At 39.0% G+C, this 23,020-nt stretch carries 14 protein-coding genes; 6 read left to right on the top strand and 8 right to left on the bottom strand.

What is annotated here, in order from left to right:
- Positions 1-2: 2 nt before the first annotated feature.
- A complete protein-coding gene (locus RI844_RS01040) occupies positions 3-932 on the top strand; it encodes a hydroxymethylglutaryl-CoA lyase (protein ID WP_348396632.1) in 930 nt (309 codons plus the stop codon).
- Positions 933-1,024: 92 nt separating this feature from the next.
- Here the strand turns inward: RI844_RS01040 and RI844_RS01035 are convergent, their stop codons facing one another.
- Positions 1,025-1,381, bottom strand: coding sequence for a hypothetical protein (locus tag RI844_RS01035; protein WP_348396631.1), 357 nt, complete (start codon positions 1,379-1,381; stop codon positions 1,025-1,027).
- A 608-nt stretch (positions 1,382-1,989) separates the two neighbouring features.
- Here RI844_RS01035 and RI844_RS01030 point away from each other — a divergent pair.
- Positions 1,990-2,499, top strand: a complete 510-nt coding sequence (locus tag RI844_RS01030; protein WP_348396630.1) for an RNA methyltransferase — start codon at positions 1,990-1,992, stop codon at positions 2,497-2,499.
- Here RI844_RS01030 and RI844_RS01025 read toward each other — a convergent pair.
- Positions 2,492-3,133, bottom strand: coding sequence for an MBL fold metallo-hydrolase (locus tag RI844_RS01025; RefSeq protein WP_348398295.1), 642 nt, complete (start codon positions 3,131-3,133; stop codon positions 2,492-2,494). The two genes, RI844_RS01030 and RI844_RS01025, sit on opposite strands and share 8 nt — an antisense overlap.
- A gap of 182 nt (positions 3,134-3,315) precedes the next feature.
- Between RI844_RS01025 and RI844_RS01020 the strand changes: the two genes are divergently transcribed.
- On the top strand, positions 3,316-4,653 hold the full coding sequence (locus tag RI844_RS01020; protein WP_348396629.1) for a sodium-dependent transporter: 1,338 nt from the start codon (positions 3,316-3,318) through the stop codon (positions 4,651-4,653).
- Positions 4,654-4,726: 73 nt separating this feature from the next.
- On the opposite strand, the gene RI844_RS01015 is transcribed toward RI844_RS01020, so the two are convergent.
- From RI844_RS01015 to RI844_RS01005, 3 genes are all read right to left on the bottom strand, one after another.
- Positions 4,727-6,019 carry a DNA recombination protein RmuC gene (locus tag RI844_RS01015; protein ID WP_348396628.1) on the bottom strand — a complete coding sequence of 431 codons (1,293 nt, stop codon included), beginning with the start codon at positions 6,017-6,019 and terminating at the stop codon, positions 4,727-4,729.
- Positions 6,020-6,205: 186 nt separating this feature from the next.
- Positions 6,206-8,242, bottom strand: coding sequence for a S9 family peptidase (locus tag RI844_RS01010; protein ID WP_348396627.1), 2,037 nt, complete (start codon positions 8,240-8,242; stop codon positions 6,206-6,208).
- A gap of 78 nt (positions 8,243-8,320) precedes the next feature.
- Positions 8,321-9,844, bottom strand: a complete 1,524-nt coding sequence (locus RI844_RS01005) for a fumarate hydratase (RefSeq protein WP_348396626.1) — start codon at positions 9,842-9,844, stop codon at positions 8,321-8,323.
- Positions 9,845-10,029: 185 nt separating this feature from the next.
- On the opposite strand from RI844_RS01005, the gene pabB reads away from it, so the two are divergent.
- The 3 genes from pabB (at position 10,030) to RI844_RS00990 (ending at position 13,509) form a co-directional block, all read left to right on the top strand.
- Entirely contained in the window at positions 10,030-11,424 is a 1,395-nt protein-coding gene (gene pabB, locus RI844_RS01000) for an aminodeoxychorismate synthase component I (protein ID WP_348396625.1), read from the top strand.
- Between the two features lie 41 nt (positions 11,425-11,465).
- On the top strand, positions 11,466-12,035 hold the full coding sequence (locus RI844_RS00995; RefSeq protein WP_348396624.1) for a CoA pyrophosphatase: 570 nt from the start codon (positions 11,466-11,468) through the stop codon (positions 12,033-12,035).
- Positions 12,036-12,132: 97 nt separating this feature from the next.
- Positions 12,133-13,509 (top strand): L-serine ammonia-lyase, encoded by a 1,377-nt coding sequence (locus tag RI844_RS00990; RefSeq protein WP_348396623.1) that lies wholly within the window; start codon positions 12,133-12,135, stop codon positions 13,507-13,509.
- A gap of 245 nt (positions 13,510-13,754) precedes the next feature.
- Here RI844_RS00990 and cysB read toward each other — a convergent pair whose 3' ends face one another.
- The 3 genes from cysB to RI844_RS00975 form a co-directional block, all read right to left on the bottom strand.
- Positions 13,755-14,729: an HTH-type transcriptional regulator CysB gene (gene cysB / locus RI844_RS00985; protein ID WP_348396622.1), complete on the bottom strand. Its 975-nt coding sequence runs from the start codon at positions 14,727-14,729 to the stop codon at positions 13,755-13,757.
- A 195-nt stretch (positions 14,730-14,924) separates the two neighbouring features.
- Positions 14,925-17,624, bottom strand: coding sequence for a type I DNA topoisomerase (gene topA, locus RI844_RS00980; protein WP_348396621.1), 2,700 nt, complete (start codon positions 17,622-17,624; stop codon positions 14,925-14,927).
- Between the two features lie 364 nt (positions 17,625-17,988).
- Positions 17,989-22,794, bottom strand: coding sequence for a beta strand repeat-containing protein (locus tag RI844_RS00975; RefSeq protein WP_348396620.1), 4,806 nt, complete (start codon positions 22,792-22,794; stop codon positions 17,989-17,991).
- Between the last annotated feature and the right edge of the window lie 226 nt (positions 22,795-23,020).

The following is a 23,020-nucleotide window of genomic DNA, read 5'->3' as shown; positions in this document are numbered from 1 at the left end:
TCATGACTATTATAACTAACAGCGAAGTTAGCTCCTTACCTGAACAAGTAAAGATTGTCGAAGTTGGACCAAGAGACGGGCTGCAAAATGAAGCTAAACTTATCAGCGCAGAAGATAAGATTGCTTTGATAGAGCAGTTGGCCAATGCGGGCGTGAGTTACATTGAAAGCGGCAGTTTTGTTTCGCCTAAATGGGTGCCGCAAATGGCAACCTCTACCGATGTGTTTAACGGCATTAATCGTAAAAATGACATTACTTACGCGGCACTTACGCCAAACTTAAAAGGTTTTGAAGGCGCTGTTGCCGTTAATGCCGATGAAGTTGCTATATTTGGCGCCGCTTCAGAATCGTTTAGCCAAAAGAACATCAATTGTTCAATTGATGAGTCATTAGAGCGATTTTTGCCAGTTATCGCAGCAGCTAAAAAGCAAGGGTTAAAAGTACGTGGCTATGTCTCTTGTGTAGTTGGTTGTCCTTATGAAGGCGATATAGAGCCAGAGCAAGTTGCCAAAGTCGCGAAAAAGTTGTTCGATATGGGCTGTTACGAAATATCCCTTGGCGATACTATCGGTGTCGGTACAGTATCAAGTGTAAAAACGATGCTCAATACTGTAAGTCAATTAGTACCAATAAATAAGTTAGCTGTACATTTTCACGATACGTACGGCCAAGCCCTAACAAATATTTTTGCGGCATTAAATTGTGGCATAACCGTTATTGACTCTGCTGTAGCAGGTCTTGGTGGTTGTCCTTATGCTAAAGGCGCATCTGGTAATGTTGCCACTGAAGATGTGGTTTATTTATTAAATGGCTTAGGTATTGAGCACGGAATAGATTTTGATAAATTGTTGCATGCTGGTTGGTTCATTTCTGACAAGCTAGGTAAAGCACCTATTTCTAAAGTATCGAATGCAATGCGTGCAAAACAATAGAACTATGTTACGACAATAGCAATAGATGATTTCAAAGGGCCAGTAGCTTAACTACTGGCTTTTTTTCTTCAAGATAACAATAGATTTGTAATCTATAATTCGTGAGTTACAAATAACTCTGGTAAATCGAGTTCAAACAAAGCCATATTATTTTTGATAGAAAAAGGCCAAGTCTCAGACACCTGATCAAAATGCTGTATGTCTTCAAAATCATAGTAAGAATTCCATTGATATCCTACTTTAATTTCTCCAGAACATTGCCCTACGCTAGCAGCTGATACTTCGAAAGTTTCCATTTTTACATGCGCTCTTTCACAATATTGCTGTGAAACTCTTGTCATACGCTCATGAAACTTAAGTTTGTTCAAAAGCAAACCTTCAGTGATCACTCGAGTTAGTGTATTTTTACAGTTAAGATCGTGACCAAATAAATCTATTTCTACTTTCATTTTCTGATTCATCAAAGTTTAGCGCTCTATGTTTATTTTCTTATTGCAAAGATTTTAACAAAGATTCACTTACAAATAAAAGTCATTCTGTAATATTACACACCAACATACAAAGCTCGCTTATTCTCAGAGTATGTTAAAAACATTTGGAAAATATAATTTATGAGGAAATCATGAGATTTAGTGATAATTAATCCAAAATTCAATAATTTAATTAATTATATTAATTTTATGTTTTATTTATATATTCTTTAATTTTGCACTTAAAATGATTAATAGCTTCGAATGATTTTACTATATGGAGATACTTTATGTTTACGGAAAAGAAATTTTTAGCTCTAATGATAATTACTTTCATCACGATAATTAGCGTATCTATGTCGACAGCATTTGCATCATCTGAAGCGGTTTTCACTGAAAATTCCTCCATGGTAGTGGTGGTTACTAACTAGTAGTGTTAGTTAGCGGTTAAGAGCAGAGCTGTTCTGCTCTTTTTTTTGCTTTCACTAATTTGATTAAATTTATTCCCTACTGAGAAAATTTCTATATAATCCCCTCATAATTAACACAGCATGATAATGCTTAATTTCAACTCCATTAGGTAACATGTGACAAGTAAAGCAACTATTGGTTTAACTAACCCTAAAAGCCCAAGTAATGTAGGCGCGGTTATGCGCGCGAGTGGTTGTTACCAAGTTGATTCAGTTTTCTATGATGGTCCACGTTTTGCTTTTGCTAAGAAGTTTCATACAGATACTCAAAATGCACTATTAAATATTCCATTAGTTGAAACGAAACGTTTATTAGATGTAATACCTGCAGGTGCTAAAATTGTTTGTGTTGATTTAGTTGAAGGCGCAATTGCCCTGCCCGATTTTGAACACCCAGAAAATGCTTATTATATTTTTGGCCCTGAAGATGGCACCATTGAACAAGAAGTAATTGATAGCGCCGATTCAGTGGTATATATACCTACCATTGGATGTATGAATTTAGCCGCAACGGTAAATGTAGTTTTATACGATCGTTTAGCAAAATCAACAACGCGTATCGGCGGCGATGAGCTTATTAGACAAAGCCGCGATACTAACAATACCGCAAAAATTAAAGCTACCTAATCCCTTCACCAACATAAGGGTTGCTGCGGCGTTCTTCTCCAAAAGTACTCATTGGGCCATGACCAGGAATGAATCTTACATCATCCCCTAATGGCCATAGGTTGGATTTAATGGAATGAACTAACGTGGCTTGGTCGCCTTTTGGAAAGTCCGTGCGGCCAATAGAACCTCTGAACAATACGTCACCCACTTGCGCAAGTTTAGCTTCTCGGTTAAAGAAGACCACATGACCGGGTGTATGCCCAGGGCAAAAGTACACTTCTAGAGTTTCTTTACCAACAGTTACTGTATCGCCCTGCTCTAACCATCGATTTGTTTTAAATACTCTCGCTTCAGGAAAACCAAATTGTTGAATTTGCTGAGGAAAAATATCAATCCAAAACTGATCAGCTTGATGAGGCCCCTCTATTGGTAAATCGAGCTTGTCGGCAATATCTTGTGTACCACCTGCGTGGTCAACATGTGCATGAGTTAATAGCAATTTTGATAGCGTTACTCCCACACGTTCTACTTCAGCTAGAAGTCTATCGCTTTCTCCACCGGGGTCAATAAGCGCCCCTTCCATGGTTTGGTCACACCAGATTAAGGTTGCGTTTTGCTGAAATTGGGTCACGGGGATTATTTTAAATTGCAACATAACTAAAAATTCTAAAATTAACTAATGTGACTATGATAAGCAGTGTTATCGACACTTTCCAGTGCAATCTAAATTTGCCTTAAGTTTATTCGCTGAAATTTCACAATTTAACTTGCCAAACCTTTTAAAAGCTAGGTAAGCTCGGCTTATATAGAACAATAATAATTAAAAAGTACTTTATGAGCGCAACAAGAGACTCCTTCCAATCAAGAATTGGGTTTATTTTAGCTGCAGCAGGGGCAGCCATAGGCCTAGGAAATATTTGGGGCTTTCCAACACAAGCAGCAAACAATGGCGGCGGCGCCTTTGTTTTTGTTTACTTAATTGTAACCGTATTACTCGCCTTACCTGCTTTATACGCTGAAATGTATATTGGTAATCAAGCACAGAAAAACCCTGTAGGCGCATTACAAGATGCTTGTCAAAACGTGTCTCGAAATATGGGTAAATATGCGGGATTGTTTGGCTTATTAGGCGCAATTTTAATGCTCAGCTTTTACACCATAGTTGCCGGTTGGATGCTAGCTCATGCGCTATCTCCCCTAATGGAGCTTATTGGTTCTCCTAGTGCTGCTAATTGGCTTGGTGAATCGAGTCATGCTCGTAATTTAGCTTTTACCCCAATCTTCATAATTTTAGGTGCATTGATCATTAATCAAGGTGTACATAAAGGAATAGAACGTTGGTCCAGCCGTTTAATGCCAATTTTGTTTGTACTACTCATTGGTTTAATTATTTATATTTTACAACAACCTGGCGCGAGTGAAGGGGTTGCTATGTATTTGCAACCTGATTTTAGCCAGTTGCAAGATCCTATGTTAATTATTTCAGCAATGGGACAAGCCTTCTTTTCATTATCAATTGGTGTTGGTGGCATGATGGTTTACGGCTCTTACATGAAAAAGAATGCCAACATGGGCCAACTAGTTTTATCTATAGGTGCACTTGATACCTTAATTGCATTTTTAGCAGGTTTACTGATAATTCCAACATTATTTGTCGCCCAACACTTGGGCTTAGAAGTATTCAGCGATGGCAAGCTCATTGGCGGCCCGCAGTTAATATTCTCAATATTACCAACCTTGTTTGATTCTATGGGCGACATTGGTGTTTATGTAGCCTTGGTCTTTTTCTCATTGATGTCTATGGCAGCGTTAACTTCAACAATTTCATCCACAGAAGTACCGGTTGCTTATTTAGTCGAAGATAAAAAGTATTCAAGAACTAAGTCCACTATCATAGTATCGCTTATTGTTTTAGTGGCCTGTATGAGCATCGTTTATAATTTTGATGTGTTATTTGGCTTGGTGATCACTTGGGTAAATTCATTTCAGCTGCCTATTATGGGCTTATTTTATTTTATTGTTGTTGGTTGGATTTGGAAACGTGGTAACCAGCTAACGGATCACGCTTTGCTCGCTAGCAAACCGGCATTAAAACTATGGGGGAACTATTTACGCTATGTTTGCCCTATTTTACTTTCAATAGTCTTTATTAATGTGTTGATGGCCCTGTAACAATAAAAACCAGGGTCAGAGTCAAGTTATTATAAATTAACTTGACTCTGACCCTAATTTTTTGATTCTGACTTTATTCAGTAATTTTTTCTACTTCTTCGTCTTTTAAATCAACTTGTTCTATTTTTTCAAATCGACCCGATATTTTGTTGGCGGAGGTATGGATAAGTTTTACGTCACTCGCCGCTTGATCAATATGCTTTGCCAGATTATCAAAACGCGTTCTAAAGCGCCCAAAATCAGCACCTAAGTGCGATAGATGCTCTTGTATTAAGTGAATTTGTTTACGAGTAGCTTCATCTTTTAAAACAGAACGCGCAGTCGTTAATATAGCCATAAGGGTAGTTGGTGATGATAACCAAACACGTTTTTTATGCGCCTCTTCAACAAGCTCTGGATAATGAGCATGGATCTCAGCAAATATCGCTTCCGCGGGAATAAACATTACCGCGCCATCAGCCGTTTCATTATCAATTAAGTATTTGTCGCTAATATCATTGATGTGCTTTTTAATATCTACTTTAAATTGTCGTTCAGCTAACTTTCTATCGCTTTCTGCCAATTCATTATCAGTCATTTTCTTGTAGCTTTCTAACGGAAACTTTGAATCGATAACGACATTGCCGGTTGGTTTAGGTAAAAATAAGATGCAATCTGCGATTTTTCCATTTGATAAGGTATGTTGAATTGCAAAGTGTTTCTCAGGCAATACATTACGAATAAGTGCATTAAGCTGTACTTCACCAAATGCGCCACGTGATCGTTTATCAGCCAATACTTCTTGCAAACTAACCACATTAGTCGAAAGCTCAGTTATTTTCTTTTGTGCATCGTCTATGAGCGCTAAACGCTTAAGAATATCATTAAAGGTTTTCGTGGTTTTATCAAAGCCGTCAGTTAAGCGTTTCTCAACGCCTGCAGAAATATCTTGTAAGCGTTTATCTGTGCTTTGCGTAAGCTCAGTCATACGTTTAGCCATAACTTCAGAATTATTCGCTAACGACTTAGCCAGTTCTTCCCTGCTTTCCTTGGTGGTTTTACTTAAATGGGCAATAAGTTGATTAATGGCGAACATTTGGTTTTTATTAAATTGCTCTTTATGCTCATTTAATTGCTGCATTAATTTCAATTGCAGCTCAGCACTGGAGCTTTCTAAATTACTGCGTAATTTTTGTTGCTGAGCAAACATTAACTGTTGCTGCTCTTGCCACTGCTTAAGGCGGTCCTGTACTACTGATGTTTCTTTGCTTTGTACATGTAACAAAGACGATAAACTGGATATTTTGCTCAGTAAAATGAAACAGATAACAATGAGTAAAATTAATAAGGAAAGTGCAATATAGGTAAAGTACGGAATTTCTAGCATGTTGGCTCTTAATATTAACAAGATACAAAACACTGTATCTTTTTACAGTTCATTTAACCTTATGTTTATGTCGGGGTCAAGTAAACAAGCTATAGAGCTTTGTATAGTATTGTTAAGATTAAAAAAAATCCCAGCATTTGAAATGCTAGGATCCTATAGTTTAAGCAACTGTGTATTGTTTAATTATTATTTTTCATTTGCTGGTTTAATGTACTTTTCCATCCAAACAAAAATTTCACGATACCATTCTTTTAAATTATCAGGATCACGAATATGATGATCTTCATCAGGGAACATCACTAAACGCGAATCAATACCTTTACGTTGTAACGTAGTGAATGCTCCTAAACTCTGCCCATATGGTACACGGTAATCAAGCTCACCTTGAATAACGAGCATAGGTGTTTTCCAGTTATCGACAAAACGTGATGGATCGAACTTGCTGTACTCTTCTTCCTTCTCCCAGTACGGACCACCAAAATCATGTTCAGGGAACCATAGCTCTTCGGTTACATTGTAGAAGCTTTTCATGTCGAATAAGCCAGCATGGTTAACAATACATTTGAAACCATCAGACCAATTACCCATGATCCAGTTCATCATGTAGCCACCGTATGAAGCACCTAGCGCACAAGCATTTTCACGATCTAACCAAGCATTTTGCTCAGTAATGTAATCCATACCCTTTTGCAAATCTTCAAGTGGCTTGCCACCCCAATCATGCGAAATTGAATCGGTAAACGCTTGACCATAGCCGGTAGAGCCATGGAAATCTACCATGACAACACCATAACCTTGAGCCGCCCAAAGTTGTGCATTCCAGCGATAATGGAACATGTTGCCAAAGCTGCCTTGTGGGCCGCCATGTACTAAAAATGCTATAGGATATTTTTCACCGTCTTTAAAGTTTGCAGGTTTAACAATATAACCGTGAACATCTTCGTTGTTCCAGCCTTTAAATTTAAACTGCTCAAAATCACCTAGTGCAATGTTAGCTAATTTAGCCTTATTTACATGCGTTAGCTGTTTAAAGCCATAACCATCTTTATTAATGGTAAATATGTCGCTCGGGTTACCAATATTATGACGAGTAAAGTATAAAGCATCGCCAGCAATTGAAACGTTGCCCGCATAACCTTGATTATAAATTGGTGTTACATCGCCAAATTGTAGATCTATTTCAAAAATAGATTTTTGGCCAACATCTTGGGCAATCGCAATCACGCTGCGATTATCACTACCAAACTGAAAACTAGCAATAGAGCGATCCCATAAAGGTGCTACGTCTTTTACTTCTTTAGTACGTAAGTCTTTAACTTGCAGGCTAAACTTATCAGACTCATATACTGGGGTTTTCATTGCTTTGTAAGCTAAGTAACGACCATCGGCAGAATAAACAGGCATCGCGTCCCAAGCTTTATTAGCAACGGTTAAGTTGGTAACTTCTTTTGATTCCAGGTTTACTTCAAAAATATCCCAGTTCGTAGTCCAAGCATGGTCAACGCCTGGCACTTTTGCCGAAAACGCTAAACTTTTGCCATTAGGGTTAAATGAAACTTCGCTCATTCCAGAGAAATCAGTATTCCAATCAGCCATAAGATCTACAGCTTCAGTGGTTACTTTACCTTTTTGTATACCGGCAACAAATACGTGACTGTTAAATTGGTCTAGCCAAGCATCCCAATGACGAACCATCAGCTGATCATAAGCGCGGGTATTGTGTTTTTTAGCAGCTTGTGCGGCAAAGGCATCTACTGAACATTTAAATGTTTTACAACCTGGCAATACGGTAAAAGCTAAGGCAACTTGCGATTCATCACTTGATAATTTAAAACCTTCTACAGATAATGGAAAGTCAGTTAATTGAACCGCCTCACCGCCTGTTGTAGGCATAAACCAAACTTGGCTTTTTCCACTACGACCAGATAAAAAGTAAACCCCTTTACCATCTTTTGCCCAAACGACCGATGACTCACTAGTTTTATTGCTGGTTAATTGGCTTGTAGCGCCAGACTTAACATCTTGCAACCAAAGGTGATTAGTCCCCTTTTGTTGGCCTCTCTTAATGCCATACACTAATTGAGAGCCATCAGGTGAAACGTTCACGTTATGTACTTGATTCAAACTGTTGAGTTTTTCTACTGTCAATATTTCAGCGTTTACATTCGCTGATAACGGTAAAGCAGCTAATACTGCTATCTTAAACATCTTGTTTAACTTCATAATTTTGTTTCTTTTTAATAATATTCTAAATACAACAAAGCGCCCTTAAGAGCGCTTGTTAAAACAATGTATGACGGGTCAGGCGTTTAATTTTTCGTCTAACTCTTCAATTTTTGCTTGCCAAATTGCCGGGCCGGTTACATGAGCTGACTCACCAGTACTATCTACTGCTACCGTTACCGGCATATCTTCTACTTCAAATTCATAGATAGCTTCCATACCCATGTCTTCAAAGGCAACTACTTTCGCTTTTTTGATTGCTTTAGAAACAAGGTAAGCCGCACCACCAACAGCCATTAAATATACCGACTTATGGTTTTTAATAGTCTCTACTGTAGCAGCCCCACGTTCAGCTTTACCGATTGTTCCTAATAGTCCGGTGTCGGCTAACATCATTTCTGTAAATTTATCCATACGTGTTGCTGTTGTAGGGCCAGCGGGGCCTACAGCCTCATCACCAATAGCATCAACAGGACCAACGTAATAAATAAATTTATTGGTAAAATCTACAGGCAATTTTTCGCCTTTTGCTAACATGTCTTGAATACGTTTATGTGCTGCATCACGGCCTGTTAAAATAGTTCCACTCAGTAGAACTGTTTCACCTGTTTTCCAATCACTGACATCCGTTTTTCTTAAATCATCAACGTTTACACGACGAACATTTTCACCAACTTCCCAAGTGATCTCAGGCCATTCTTCAAGTTTAGGTGGTGTTAAATCAGCTGGACCAGAACCGTCAAGGTGGAAATGTACGTGACGAGTTGCGGCACAATTTGGGATCATCACTACAGGTTTTGATGCAGCGTGTGTTGGCACAGAATTAATTTTCACATCAACAACGGTAGTTAAACCGCCCAAGCCTTGTGCGCCAATACCTAATTTATTTACACGTTCAAAAATTTCTAAACGTAGCTCTTCTTCAGCATTTTGTGGGCCACGTTCAATAAGTTCCTGAATATTCACCGGGTCCATTAAGCTTTCTTTGGCTAATACCCCAGCCTTTTCAGCCGTACCGCCAACACCTATACCTAACATTCCTGGAGGACACCAACCTGCGCCCATTGTTGGCAGTGTTTTAACAACCCAGTCAGCAATTGAATCACTTGGGTTTAACATTACCATTTTAGTTTTGTTTTCTGAGCCGCCACCTTTTGCTGCGATCATTACTTCAATTTTATTGCCGGCAACTAAATCAATATGTACAACCGATGGCGTATTATCTTTAGTATTAACTCGTTTACCAGCAGGGTCTTTAACAATTGATGCACGTAAAGGGTTGTCAGGGTTTAGGTAAGCACGACGCGTACCTTCATCAACCATTTGTTGCACGGTTAAATTCGTATTATCCCATTTAACATCCATACCAACTTTTACGAAACAGGTAACAATACCAGTATCTTGACAAATTGGACGCTTACCTTCGGCAGACATACGAGAGTTAATTAAGATTTGTGCGATTGCATCTTTTGCGGCAGTGCTTTGCTCTTTGTTGTAAGCTTTTTCAAGGGCTTGGATGAAGTCTAAAGGATGATAAAAAGAGATATATTGTAAAGCATCTTCAATGCTATCAATAAAATCCTGTTGCTTAATAACAGTCATAATATTCTCGTTGTTTTGTAATGTGATGGCGTATAAAAGTGTACATATAATACAACAGCCAAATATCTTCAACAACTAGACATTTCGCTATATTCATAATATTTTTTTGCTACAATAACGACAACAATCGGTATACTGATGCCATTGGCTAATATTAGCTAAAAATTAGGAATTTAAACCAAGTAATGAATGATACAACTTCTTCACGGCCCTATTTTACTTGTGAGTTAACGGCTGCAAAACATTTAACACCTGAGCAATTATTTACCTATTGGGCCAATGAAAACTGGGCATTTTGGCTTGACTCTGGCAACAGTGATCATATTGATTGTTGTTATGACATTATGGTATTTGACCCAACGGTTACCTTAAAAACATCAATTGATTCGACTCGTATTCAGTGGTTAGCGACAGACGAGCTAGAAGTTTCTACCGACGATCCGTTACAGTTAGTTAAACAAACACTACAAAACGTTTTCCCTGATAATGTTAGTGAGCAAGAAAACATTCCATTTTGCGGTGGTGCTGTTGGCTATTTCAGTTACGATCTCGGTCGTCGCTTTGAAAAAATTCCAGCAACAAGTTCGGTCGATATTACGTTACCGGAAATGGCAGTAGGAATTTATAAGTCGGCGATTATTTATGATCGCTCAGCCCAGCAGTATAGCTTAGTAAGCTCTGATGATAACTTAGCTGAATTAATTGAGAAAATTACTAATAAGCTGACCAGGGTATCATCTGTACCAGAACCGTTTGAACTTACTTCTGATTGGCGTTCAAACATGACTAAAGAGCAATACTCAGATAAGTTCTTTAGAGTACAAGATTATCTATTATCTGGCGATTGTTACCAAATTAACTTGGCACAACGATTTAGTGCCATGTATCAAGGTGAAGAGTTTAGCGCTTATAAAAAGTTAAGACATAGTAATAATGCGCCTTTTTCTGCCTTTATGCGTATTGAAGATGGTGTAATTTTAAGTGTATCGCCAGAGCGATTTTTGCAATTAAAACACCAGAAAGTACAAACTAAACCGATTAAAGGTACTAGGCCTCGTTCAAACATTAGCGAGTTTGATAAAGAGCATGCAATAGATTTACAGAAATCAGGCAAAGATCGAGCTGAAAACCTGATGATCGTAGATCTATTAAGAAATGACATATCAAAAGTTTGTCGAGCCGGTACGGTCAATGTTCCTTCGCTGTTTGCTATTGAAAGTTTTCCTGCGGTTCACCATTTAGTCAGCACTGTTGAAGGGATGTTGGCACAAGGATATGACGGCACCGATTTATTACGAGGTGCGTTTCCTGGAGGCTCTATCACTGGCGCGCCTAAAATTAGAGCAATGGAAATTATTGAAGAACTTGAACCTCACCGCCGTAGTGTTTACTGTGGTTCTATCGGCTACCTTTCAGCGTGCGGTAAGATGGATACCAACATTACCATCAGAACATTAATATGTGAAAATGAAAAAATTCATTGTTGGGCTGGTGGTGGTTTAGTCGCTGATTCAAATGTAGACAGTGAATACCAAGAAACTTTTGATAAAGTGAACAAAATTTTACCTATACTAAAATAAAACTTTACTCAGGTGTGTTATACAAAAAACGGATGCGGCAAATGGATAAGCAACAGTTCTTACAACGTTTTTCTTATCATCACCTCAATGATATCGAGAGTGGTTATCATCATGCAGGTAACCTTAAACATGCCAGTGTTTTAATTCCTTTAGTTCATACCAAGCAAGGCATTGAAGTAATATTAACGAAAAGATCAAAACACTTAAAACATCATCCCGGGCAAATCAGCTTTCCCGGAGGTAAAGTTGAAGCCGCAGACATTGATTTAACCGATACCGCATTACGTGAAGCTGAGGAAGAAATAGGCTTAAACCGAGGTGATGTAGATATTGTTGGTCAACTCAATGATTACCACACCATAACCGGCTTTCAAATTACTCCCGTTATTGGCTTTATCCCGCAAGATTATCCCTTTAATATCGATGAAAATGAAGTCGAAGAAGTCTTTAGTGTACCTTTCCTGCATTTTATTAACGAAAAAAATCACCTTAACTATCAACTCAAACGCCAAGGAGTCGAGCATAATATCTATTTTATGCCATATTTAAAGTACAACATTTGGGGGGCGACAGCGGCAATTTTAAAAGATCTCGTTAGTCATCTAAAATAATTTTTTTAACAATTGAGATTACTACGGCTTTTAAGTTAAAATCCGAACATAATTTCAATTAAGCGAAACTTATCGCGCAAAAATTCAGGTTTTTACTATGATCAGTGTATTTGATATGTTCTCTATTGGTATCGGCCCATCGAGTTCGCATACTGTCGGCCCAATGAGAGCGGCTAACCGTTTTATCGACTCATTAAAACAAGAAAACGTATTTAATGATGTTAATCACATTAAAGTTGAGTTATTTGGCTCACTTGGTCAAACCGGTATTGGCCATGGTACAGGCAAGGCGGTAATACTTGGTTTGCATGGTGAAGCACCAGAGTCTGTCGCGGTAGAAAAAATAGATAGTATCTTAGAAGCAACTGTTGCTACCGAACAAATTATCTTAAACAATGAAACAAGTATTTCTTTTCCAAAAGCAGATGCGATTATTTATCACCGCCGTAAAACACTGCCTGCACATGCTAATGCCATGACTATTTTTGCCTTTAATGGCAATAATATTGTCCTAGAAAAAACCTATTATTCGATCGGCGGTGGCTTTATTGTTGAAGACAGTGAATTTGAGCAAGAAAAAGATAATGCCTTATCATTGCATGCAAACATTGACCGACCATATCGCTTTAGTTCAGCTAATGAACTTTTAGCATTATGTAAAGAAAGCGGCTTAAGCATTAGCTCAATTATGATGGCTAATGAAAAATGTTTGAATGATGAAAAGTACATAAAAGCAGAGCTTGTTAAAATTTGGAAAGCAATGTACGCCTGTGTTGATCGTGGTATTAAAACTGAAGGTATTTTACCAGGAGGTCTAAAAGTTACTCGCAGAGCTCCTAGTCTATTTCGTTTATTAACCGTCGAAAAAAATGCTGACCCATTACAAGCTATGGATTGGGTTAACCTTTTCGCGTTAGCGGTTAATGAAGAAAATGCCGCGGGTTCACAAGTGGTAACAGCACCGACAAATGGTGCTGCAGGTATATTACCAGCGGTACTTTGTTACTATGATAAATTTGTTAAGCCTGTTTCAGATGACGACTGTATTAGGTATTTACTTACCGCAGCTGCAATAGGTATTTTATACAAAACTAATGCTTCTATCTCTGGCGCTGAAGTAGGCTGTCAAGGAGAAGTAGGTGTGGCTTGTTCAATGGCTGCCGGTGCATTAACTGAAATATTAGGCGGAGATCCTAAACAAGTCGAAAACGCTGCAGAAATTGGTATGGAACATAACTTAGGTTTAACTTGTGACCCTGTTGGTGGTCTTGTGCAAGTTCCATGTATTGAACGTAATGCTATGGGTTCGGTAAAAGCCATTAATGCTTCTCGCTTAGCAATGCGCGGCACTGGTACCCAGAAAGTATCACTTGATAAAGTGATTAAAACCATGTGGGAAACCGGCAACGACATGAAAACTAAATATAAAGAGACTTCTCGTGGTGGTTTAGCGGTTAATATTATCGAGTGTTAGATAAAAGAAACGAGAGGCTAGAAACGATAAACGAACAGCCTTGACCGTCTTTGAAATGTACAATATTGGTTTAAATAACCCATGGTACATGGTGATAAAATAGAACTGCAGCTAAGCTAAAACACTTAAAGATAGTTTGCGGTACCCACAAATAAAAAAAGCACCTAACGGTGCTTTTTTTATTAAACATTTAACTTAAAACGTCCCATTGGATTGAGCCAATCCGCGGTTCTCGTTTCTCGTTTCTATCTAACCGGTAACGTAATATCACCAATCAAGTTTTCAATCTCATCATTATTTTTGAGCAGCATTGCCTTGGTGACAATATCTCTATTTAAATGAGGAGCAAAACGTTCAATAAAATCAAACATGTAACCACGTAAGAAGGTGCCTCGACGGAAACCGATTTTAGTCGTACTTTGTTCAAATAAATGGCTTGCATCTAATACGACTAAATCTTTATCTTGCTCAGGATCTATTGCCATAGTAGCTACTACACCAATACCAACACCTAAGCGCACATAGGTTTTTATTACATCAGCATCTGTTGCAGTAAAAACAATTTTTGGTTTTAAATTAGCGCGTTGAAATGCTTTATCTAACACTGAACGACCGGTAAAACCAAACACGTAAGTAACAAGCGAATATGCAGCAACATCTTCTATAGTGAGGTTTTCAAGCTTAGCTAAGGGGTGATCTTTTCTAACTATGATACTTCGATTCCAGTGATAACAAGGCAGCATGATCAAATCATTGTATAAATGCAAAGACTCAGTCGCGATAGCAAAATCAGCTTCACCTTTAGCAGCAGCGTCACTTATTTGTGCCGGTGTACCTTGATACATGTGTAATGAAACTTTGTCATACTTTTTGACAAAGCCACTGATCACTTCAGGAAGTGCATACCTTGCTTGGGTATGAGTTGTAGCAATACGTAATTTACCTTCATCAGGTTGAGTATATTCACTAGCTACTGATTTTATACCTTCAACTTTCGATAAAATATCAGCAGAAATACGTATAACTTCATGGCCCGCTTGCGTCACGTGCGTTAAATGTTTACCTGAACGACCAAAAATTTGAATACCAAGCTCATCTTCTAGCATGCGTACTTGCTTGCTAATACCCGGCTGTGAGGTAAATAAGCTATCAGCGGTTGCTGATACATTAAGGTTATTATTTAAAACTTCGACGATATAACGTAGTTGCTGTAGTTTCATATTTATTTGATATAGATAATTGCGTACTTAGAATCAAAATATATATCAATATAGAAATATAATCTATATAAAAGTTAACTTTTTGTTATAAAAATTTATTTTTTATACCTTTTTATTTGATTTTTTTGAAAATTAAATAATAAAGCCGCATAAATGCGGCTTAATAAAATAGAAATTTATAGCTTTTAATTTAAACTACTTCTTAGCTGCAGCCTTTTTAGCTTTAGCTGGTGCTTTTTTGGTTGCAGCCTTCTTCGGTTTTGCTGATTTTTTGGTTTGCTCTTCAACCCATTTGCCATCAACGTACTTAGCTACCCAACCGGTTGCTTTACCTTCTAGCTCAGTCATCACGTACTGCTCTTTAGTTTTTCGAGAGTAGCGAACAACATAAAGATTACCATCGCTATCTTTTTGCGGTGCATCGGCTAAGTAATAAAATTTCTCTGAAATTCTATCTTTAAAGCGATGCAGCTCAGCAACTTTAGGCGCTCTGGTTTCTCTCGATTTAGGGAAAGTGCTAGCGGCTAAGAAAATACCTGCTGCACCATCTCTTAATTTAAAGAACGCTTCTGACTGCTCGCATTTAAGCTCAGGTAAATCAACAGGATCTTCTTTAGGAGGAGCTGCTTCACCACTTGCTAATAATTTACGAGTATTTTTACAGTCTTCATTGGTACAATCAAAGTACTTACCAAAACGACCATTTTTAAGCTCCATATCAGACTCACAACGGTCACATTCAAGTACAGGACCATCGTAGCCTTTAATTTTAAACTCACCCATTTCAAGTTCATAACCATCACAAACAGGATTGTTACCACAAACATGAAGTTTTCGTGTTTCATCAATTAAATAGCTGTCCATCGCAGTGCCACATTTACCACAACGATGCATTGCCATTAAGGCTTCAGTTTCTTGATCTTCTGATAATACACTTACCGCTTCTTCGCCAGGCGTAAGGTTCATTGTTTTTGTACAACGCTCCTTTGGTGGCAGACTATAACCTGAACAACCTAGGAATACCCCGGTAGACGCGGTACGAATACCCATTTTACGGCTACAAGTTGGACAATCAATATCGGTAACAACAGGTAAATTCTGTTGCATACCACCTTCACCCATATCTTTATCAGCAATTGCCAACTGACCGGTAAATTCAGTGTAAAACTCTGTTAACACATCTTTCCAAAATGCTTTATCGTCAGCGATTTCATCTAAACGCATTTCCATATTGGCGGTAAAGTCGTAGTTCATTAATTTTTTGAAACTACCAGATAAACTATCTGTTACGATCTCACCCATTTTTTCAGCATAAAAGCGCTTAGTGTCGAGACGCACGTAACCACGATCTTGAATGGTTGAAATGATTGATGCGTAAGTTGAAGGTCTACCGATACTTCGTTTTTCTAATTCTTTAACCAGTGAAGCCTCGCCAAAACGGGCAATTGGTTTAGTAAAATGCTGGCTTGGCTCTAAGTGCTTTAAACTTACCAATTCTCCTACCGCAATATCTGGCAAATGCGTATCATTTTCACTACCTGATTTACCCGCACTTCTTGAATGAACTTTCGTCCAACCATCAAAGCGCATAACACGGCCTTTGGCTCTTAAGTCAAACTCTGCAGCGGTAACTGTTAACGTGGTTAGATCATAACGTGCTGCTGTCATTTGACAGGCAACAAATTGACGCCAAATTAAATCATATAATTTACGAGCATCGGCTTCCATTTTATCTAAAAATGCAGCTTCTTTGGTCACATCAGATGGTCGAATGGCCTCATGCGCTTCTTGGGCATTAGCTTTTGCGCCATACAGCTTTGCTTGCTCTGGCAAATAATTATCACCAAAGTTTTTACTAATGTAATCTCTACAGCCTGCAACAGCTTCTTTACTTAAATTTGTTGAATCGGTACGCATATAAGTAATGTGCCCTGCTTCATACAAACGCTGCGCTAAGCCCATAGTGCGCTTCACCCCAAAACCTAAACGGGTACTTGCCGATTGCTGTAACGTTGACGTTATAAATGGTGCAGAAGGTGTGCTTTTTGATGGTTTATCTTCACGCTTGGTTACTTTGAACTCGCTTGCTTGTAGTGTTGCAACTGCAGACATAGCTTGCGCTTCATTGGTTGGTTTGAAGGCTTTACCATTTTGACGGGCAACATCTAATTTTAACGCAACATCAGAATTGGTAATGGTATCAGCTTCTATTTCCCAAAACTCTTCAGGAACGAATGCTTTAATTTGACGCTCTCGTTCAACCACAAGTTTAACGGCGACAGACTGTACTCGACCCGCCGATAAACCACGAGCTACCTTCTTCCAAAGTAGTGGGCTTACCATAAAGCCCACTACTCGGTCTAAAAAGCGCCGAGCCTGTTGGGCGTTAACGCCATTCATATTTAACTCACTAGGCTGTTTAAAGGCCTCCTGAATCGCACTTTGGGTAATTTCATTGAATACTACCCGGCGAAAGCGTTCGTCTTCACCGCCGATTATTTCTTTTAAATGCCAAGCAATCGCCTCTCCCTCGCGATCCAAATCGGTTGCGAGATAGACCATGTCGGCCTTATCCGCTAATTTCTTTAATTCATCAACGACTTTTTCTTTACCAGGCAACACCGCATAGGTTGCTTCCCAGTTTTTTTCCGGGTTTATGCCCATACGATTGTATAAAGCAACTTTTTCACGTTTAGCTTTATATTTAGCTTTTGCCGCAGGCGTCATCGCCCGAACCTCAGCTGGAGATTTAGTTGCTGCTTTTTTACCTGTGCCACTTGTCGGTAAATCTCGCACATGACCAACACTTGATTTAACAATGAAGTCTTTGCCGAGATATTTGTTAATCGTCTTTGCCTTTGCAGGTGACTCGACAATTACCAGAGATTTTGCCATAAACGTTTACTTTCCTGTATTCAGGCCTTGATTATTCAAACTGAAATAATGTTGTATTGAGTTAAATTTAGCTTATAACTCAAAAAAATGTGTTAATTGCTATTAGGTATAACTATAAATTTTACCACTGACAAGCAATTATTTTTAAATTTTATTCAAGCTGTAGCAGATAATTATTAATAATCAGCAATATTAGAGGCGTCATCATAATAAAATTTAAATTAAAACATAAAGAAAAATATTCAATTTTATTAACTATTTGTCCTGTTTGCTCAAATAACAAGCAGATTTAACTATTCCTGTGTACTTCTTCCATAAAAAAAGCCTCTTGCGAGGCTTTTACTAAAATGTGACCTTGCTTACCTTAAGGAACAACCACCGCAGGTTCATCAATAACAATACTTACCGGAGAATATGTAGTGCTAGCGCCAGAAGGGGTTGTAATTTGTACAATTAGGCCTCCCGATTTCGCCTCATCTTCACCTTTAATAGACACACTAAATGCTCGACCACCGTTATGGTTATCATTTGACCAAGTAAACGTATCCGGACCAACAATTGAGCCTGCGGTTGCAGTAAACTCAATGATTGTGCCTATTGGCATTGGTTGATTGTGTAAATCTGCAATTATCACACTTGCAGCTCCTGTATTTTCACCGGTTATATTAACGACTAAATCAGAAATATCATCAATCGTTTCATGAGCATCAATTGTTGCATTAACGGTTAAATACGCATCACTACCAGACATTACAAGTACAAGAGAACCACGAACATTTAACGATTGCTCTGTAGCACATCCTACATGCGCAGGCTCAGCACATAAACTGCCGTTATACATGGTATCTGCATTATCGTATAGACCATCAAAATTAAAGTCTGTAAATTCTTCATTCTCACCGCCTGTAGCTAATAAATTAAATGCACCATCTTCATTGTGATCAACGAACGCTTCCGGTAAATCATATGGATTACCACTCACATCATTACCGGCAAAGGCTGCCATTTCTGCTGCGTCAAATCTGCCATTACCATTTGAATCAGGGAACGACTCTTCACCAATTGCAGTAGCTAATATAGTTGCTCTTCCGCCAAATTTTTGTCCCATGGTATTTATCACTTCAGGAACATTTGGACCACCTAATTCATTACCCTCAGGTTTAGGATTTGTGCTTGTCCAGGTGACTGAACATACACCATCTGTGGTAATACAAGATGGTTCAATTGTCCCGCCTTCAGTGGTAAAAGATATCGCGGTACCATTTGGAACTGGGTTATTGAAAGCATCCGCTAAACTGGCAGTTACAGAAACTTGTGTACCAAATACATCCCAACCTTCTGGGTTTAGATATTCAGCATAAAGACTGAAGCTATCTTGATCTGGTATACCTGTCGATACTACCAATAAACTAGACTGGGACGAAATTAAAGGCAATGAACCATTGATACTTGCTGTAACTCGAACCGATGTTGCTACGGTTCCTGAATTAACAATCGTTTGTACAATACCCTCATTATCAGATGTGGCTGAAACAGGGTCTAAGTTGATACCACCAACTTCTGTATTCAATGAAAAATCAACAACAGTATTATTTACTGGATTGCCCGTTGTATCCAATACTCTAAACTTAACAACTGAGCTTTCCTCACCGCCTACACCTTTTAATGAGATATTTTCAGGGCTGGCACTTATGAATTCAATACTACCGGCATCTGCGCCTAATATATTAATTGTGGTGGAAGCAGTTAAGTTAACTCCGCCAGCATTCGCCGATACAGTGATAGGATCATCGCCAACACAACCTTGCGCAAGATAGGTGCTTGATGCACTGCCGTTAGAAGTTGTTATTGGACTACTTAAAGTAGAATCTCCTAATAAAGCACAATTTGAGCTGAACGAAACTTCTACCGGAAGCGTGTACGGATTATCATTTTCATCTACAATATCTACAGTGACAACACTTGTGCCACCAGCGGATACTTGCGCTAAAGTTAATTCGGCAACATTTTCTGTGAATGGCATACCACTACCCATTCTTAAGTTATTCGCGCCAACCACCAGCAAGGCTTCACCGGTCTCACCATCTTTGAGTGTTGCAGTCACGGTGCCTGCACCGAGATCATTACCAGCATAAATATCCACAACAGCTTGATTATTACCAATATCTGTAATCGCTGTAGGGATAGGTATCTCACCTATATCAGTTGTAAAAGTAACAATAACTTGTTTATTAATACCAGTAACGGTGGCAATCAATTGCCCTGGTGTTGTGGCATTAATTACTGAAATTTCATTAGATGTACCTGGCTCAACTAATATTACATCAACGCTGATCACAGATACTTGATCGCCAGCAGTAGAAAAACCTACAGTGTCAACTTGCCCATTACTTGAGCGAGCAGTCACAAGGCCTGCACCTTCAACGTCACCGGCAGTTAAGGTAATAGTTGCTACACCATTTACATCGGTAAGTGCAGTACCACTTGCCGGGGCAAATAAACCTAAAGAAGTCGTAAATGTAACTACGTCGCCAGCAACAGGATCAGAGCCATTTAGCAGCGTTGCCGTTAACGTTGCAGGAGTATTTTTGTCAATACTTGTATTATCTATTGTTAACGTTAGTGTATTAACAGTGGATGATTCATCACCTGCTGTTTCAAAACCAACTTTATCAGTAGCACCAGAATCTAAGGTTGCAGAAGCGACACCAGCACCGGCTACATTACCGGCATTTAAAGTTATGGTCGCTAAACCATTTACGTCTGTTAAAGCCGTACCAGAGGCAGGTGATAATAAACCTAAAGTAGCAGAAAAGTTCACAACTTCTCCAGCAACCGGATTTCCAGCATCTGTAACGGTAGCGGTTAATGTAGCTGGTGCATTGGCATCTATTGATGCATTTGAAATAACTACACTAACTGATTTGCCAGCAATTTCTGACGCATCACCTAACGTTGTGAAACCAATGGTACCTAACTCACCACTAGCAAGGGTAGCCGTAACGACACCAGCCCCCTCTATGCTACCAGCAGTTAATACTATGGTAGCAAGTCCAGTACCATCAGTTAATGCTGTTCCTGATACAGGAGCAAAGACGCCAAGAGATGATGAGAATCGTATTACTTGCCCAACTACAGGGCCGTCTTCATCACTCACCATAGCGGATATAGTCACGGGGTTTGCTTCATCAACGTGAGTATTTGAAATACTTAATGAAACAATATTACCTGAGATTAAATTTGCATCGCCAGCAGTTTCAAAGCCGACTTGATCCGTCGCACCTGAGTCTAAGGTTGCTGAAGCAACCCCAGCACCTGCTACATTACCTGCATTTAAAGTAATTGTAGCTAAACCATTAACATCTGTTAATGCCGTACCTGAAGCTGGCGATAATAATCCTAATGTAGCAGAGAAATTAACAACCTCTCCAGCAACAGGGTTACCAGCATCAGTAACAGTAGCGGTTAAAGTAGCAGGAGTGTTGGCATCAATTGATGCATTAGAAATAGCTACACTAACTGATTTTCCGGCGATTTCAGATGCATCACCTAACGTGGTAAAACCAATGGTATCTAACTCACCACTAGCGAGAGTAGCCGTAACGACACCAGCCCCCTCTATACTACCCGCAGTTAACACTATAGTTGCAAGTCCAGTTCCATCAGTTAAGGCTGTTCCCGACACTGGTGAGAAAACACCAAGCGAGGTTGAAAAGCTTATAACTTCACCAACTACAGGCCCATTTTCATCACTCACCAAAGCAGAGATAGTCACAGGATTAGCTTCATCTACTTGAGTAGCTGAAATACTTAATGTAACACTATTACCAGAGATTAAACTTGCATCACCAGCGGTTTCAAAACCAACTTTATCCGTTGCACCATTTTCTAATGTAACCGATGCAACTCCAGCTCCGGCGTTAGTACCAGCACTAAGCGTAATTACAGCTTGACCAGAAGCATTCGTTAGCGCTGTACCAGAAACAGGAGATAGCGAACCTAAAGTTGATGAAAAATTAACAACTTCACCAACAACAGGGTCACCAGCATTTGTTACTGTTGCTGTTAATACCGATGGCGTTCCATCAGAGATATTTGTTATCGATGCAGTCAAGGTTACCTCATTACCAGCTACTTCAGATGCATCGCCTGCAGTTGAGAAACCAAGCGAGTCAAATTCACCAGTTACCAATGCCGCACTGATTAATCCTGCCCCCTCAACATTACCTGCCATCAAAGTAATCGTTGCTACACCTGTCGCATTTGTAAGTGCAGTTCCTGAAAATGGGTTTAATACGCCAATACTGCTAGAAAAATTAACAACTTCACCAGCAACTGCGCCATCTTCATCAGTTACGGTTACCATAACTGTTGCAGGGCTTGCTGCAGATACTTGGTTATTTGATAAACTGAGCTTAACTTGTTTACCAGCAATAACACCGCCATCGCCAGCATTTATAAAGCCTATTGTGGCTGATTCACCATTAGGCGCAGTAGCAATTACGTTACCTGCCCCTTCAACATTATCGGCATTAATGATAATAGTTGCATCACCATTGCTGTTGGTTAATGCTGTGCCAGATGCTGGCAATAAATAACCAGTTGTAGCAGAAAATGTAACTACAGCACCTTCAACTGGGCCATCAAGATCGGAGATATTTGCTGTAACAATTTGAAAAGTGTCAGCAGAAACCTGCCTGGCAGAAATACTCATATTCACTAACACTACGTTGTCTGTATCGCCTTGGTTTTGGTTAGCATCAGGGTCAATACCATCACCCGCAGATTCGAAACCAATAGTTCCGAGTTCACCGGTTTCAATGGAGGCGGTAATCGTTCCAGCTCCCTCAACGGCCCCCGCGGTTAAGCCTATTGTAGCTATGCCATCCGAATTGGTAAGAGCAGTTGATGATTCAACATCGAATAATCCAATTTCAGAGCTGAAGGTGACAACAATATTTTCAACTGCAACCCCATCCGTTTGCACTTTTGCAGTGACCGTTGCAGGAGTAGCTGCATCAACATAGGTATTATTTATGGTAAGTTCTACGGTGGTAGTAGGCTCTAGAGGATTAACGTCGTCTTTGTCTTCTGCGGTAAAAGAGTCACCGTCACAAGCAGTTAAGAACATTAGTAAGAATAGGTAGAAAAAATGCTGAAATTGCTTCATAAAAAGCGCTCTCCCTGACTTTATTTTTATTTTGATTAATCTCATCTTAACTGATTAATTACAAAATAGTTACCCTTAACTACAAAAAATTTATTGGCGAACTTTATTCAAATAGATAACAATAAATACAGGTTTTAATTTTAATAAATTCATTAACATACCATTATCACTATTATTGAAAAGGTAGTAGAATTGATAAGGTTAAAATAACTATAACTAGACAAGT

The organism is Thalassotalea fonticola (genome assembly GCF_032911225.1).
In the GTDB taxonomy this organism is placed as follows: Bacteria; Pseudomonadota; Gammaproteobacteria; order Enterobacterales; family Alteromonadaceae; genus Thalassotalea_A; species Thalassotalea_A fonticola.
This window is presented reverse-complemented; position numbering and strand designations above follow the sequence as displayed.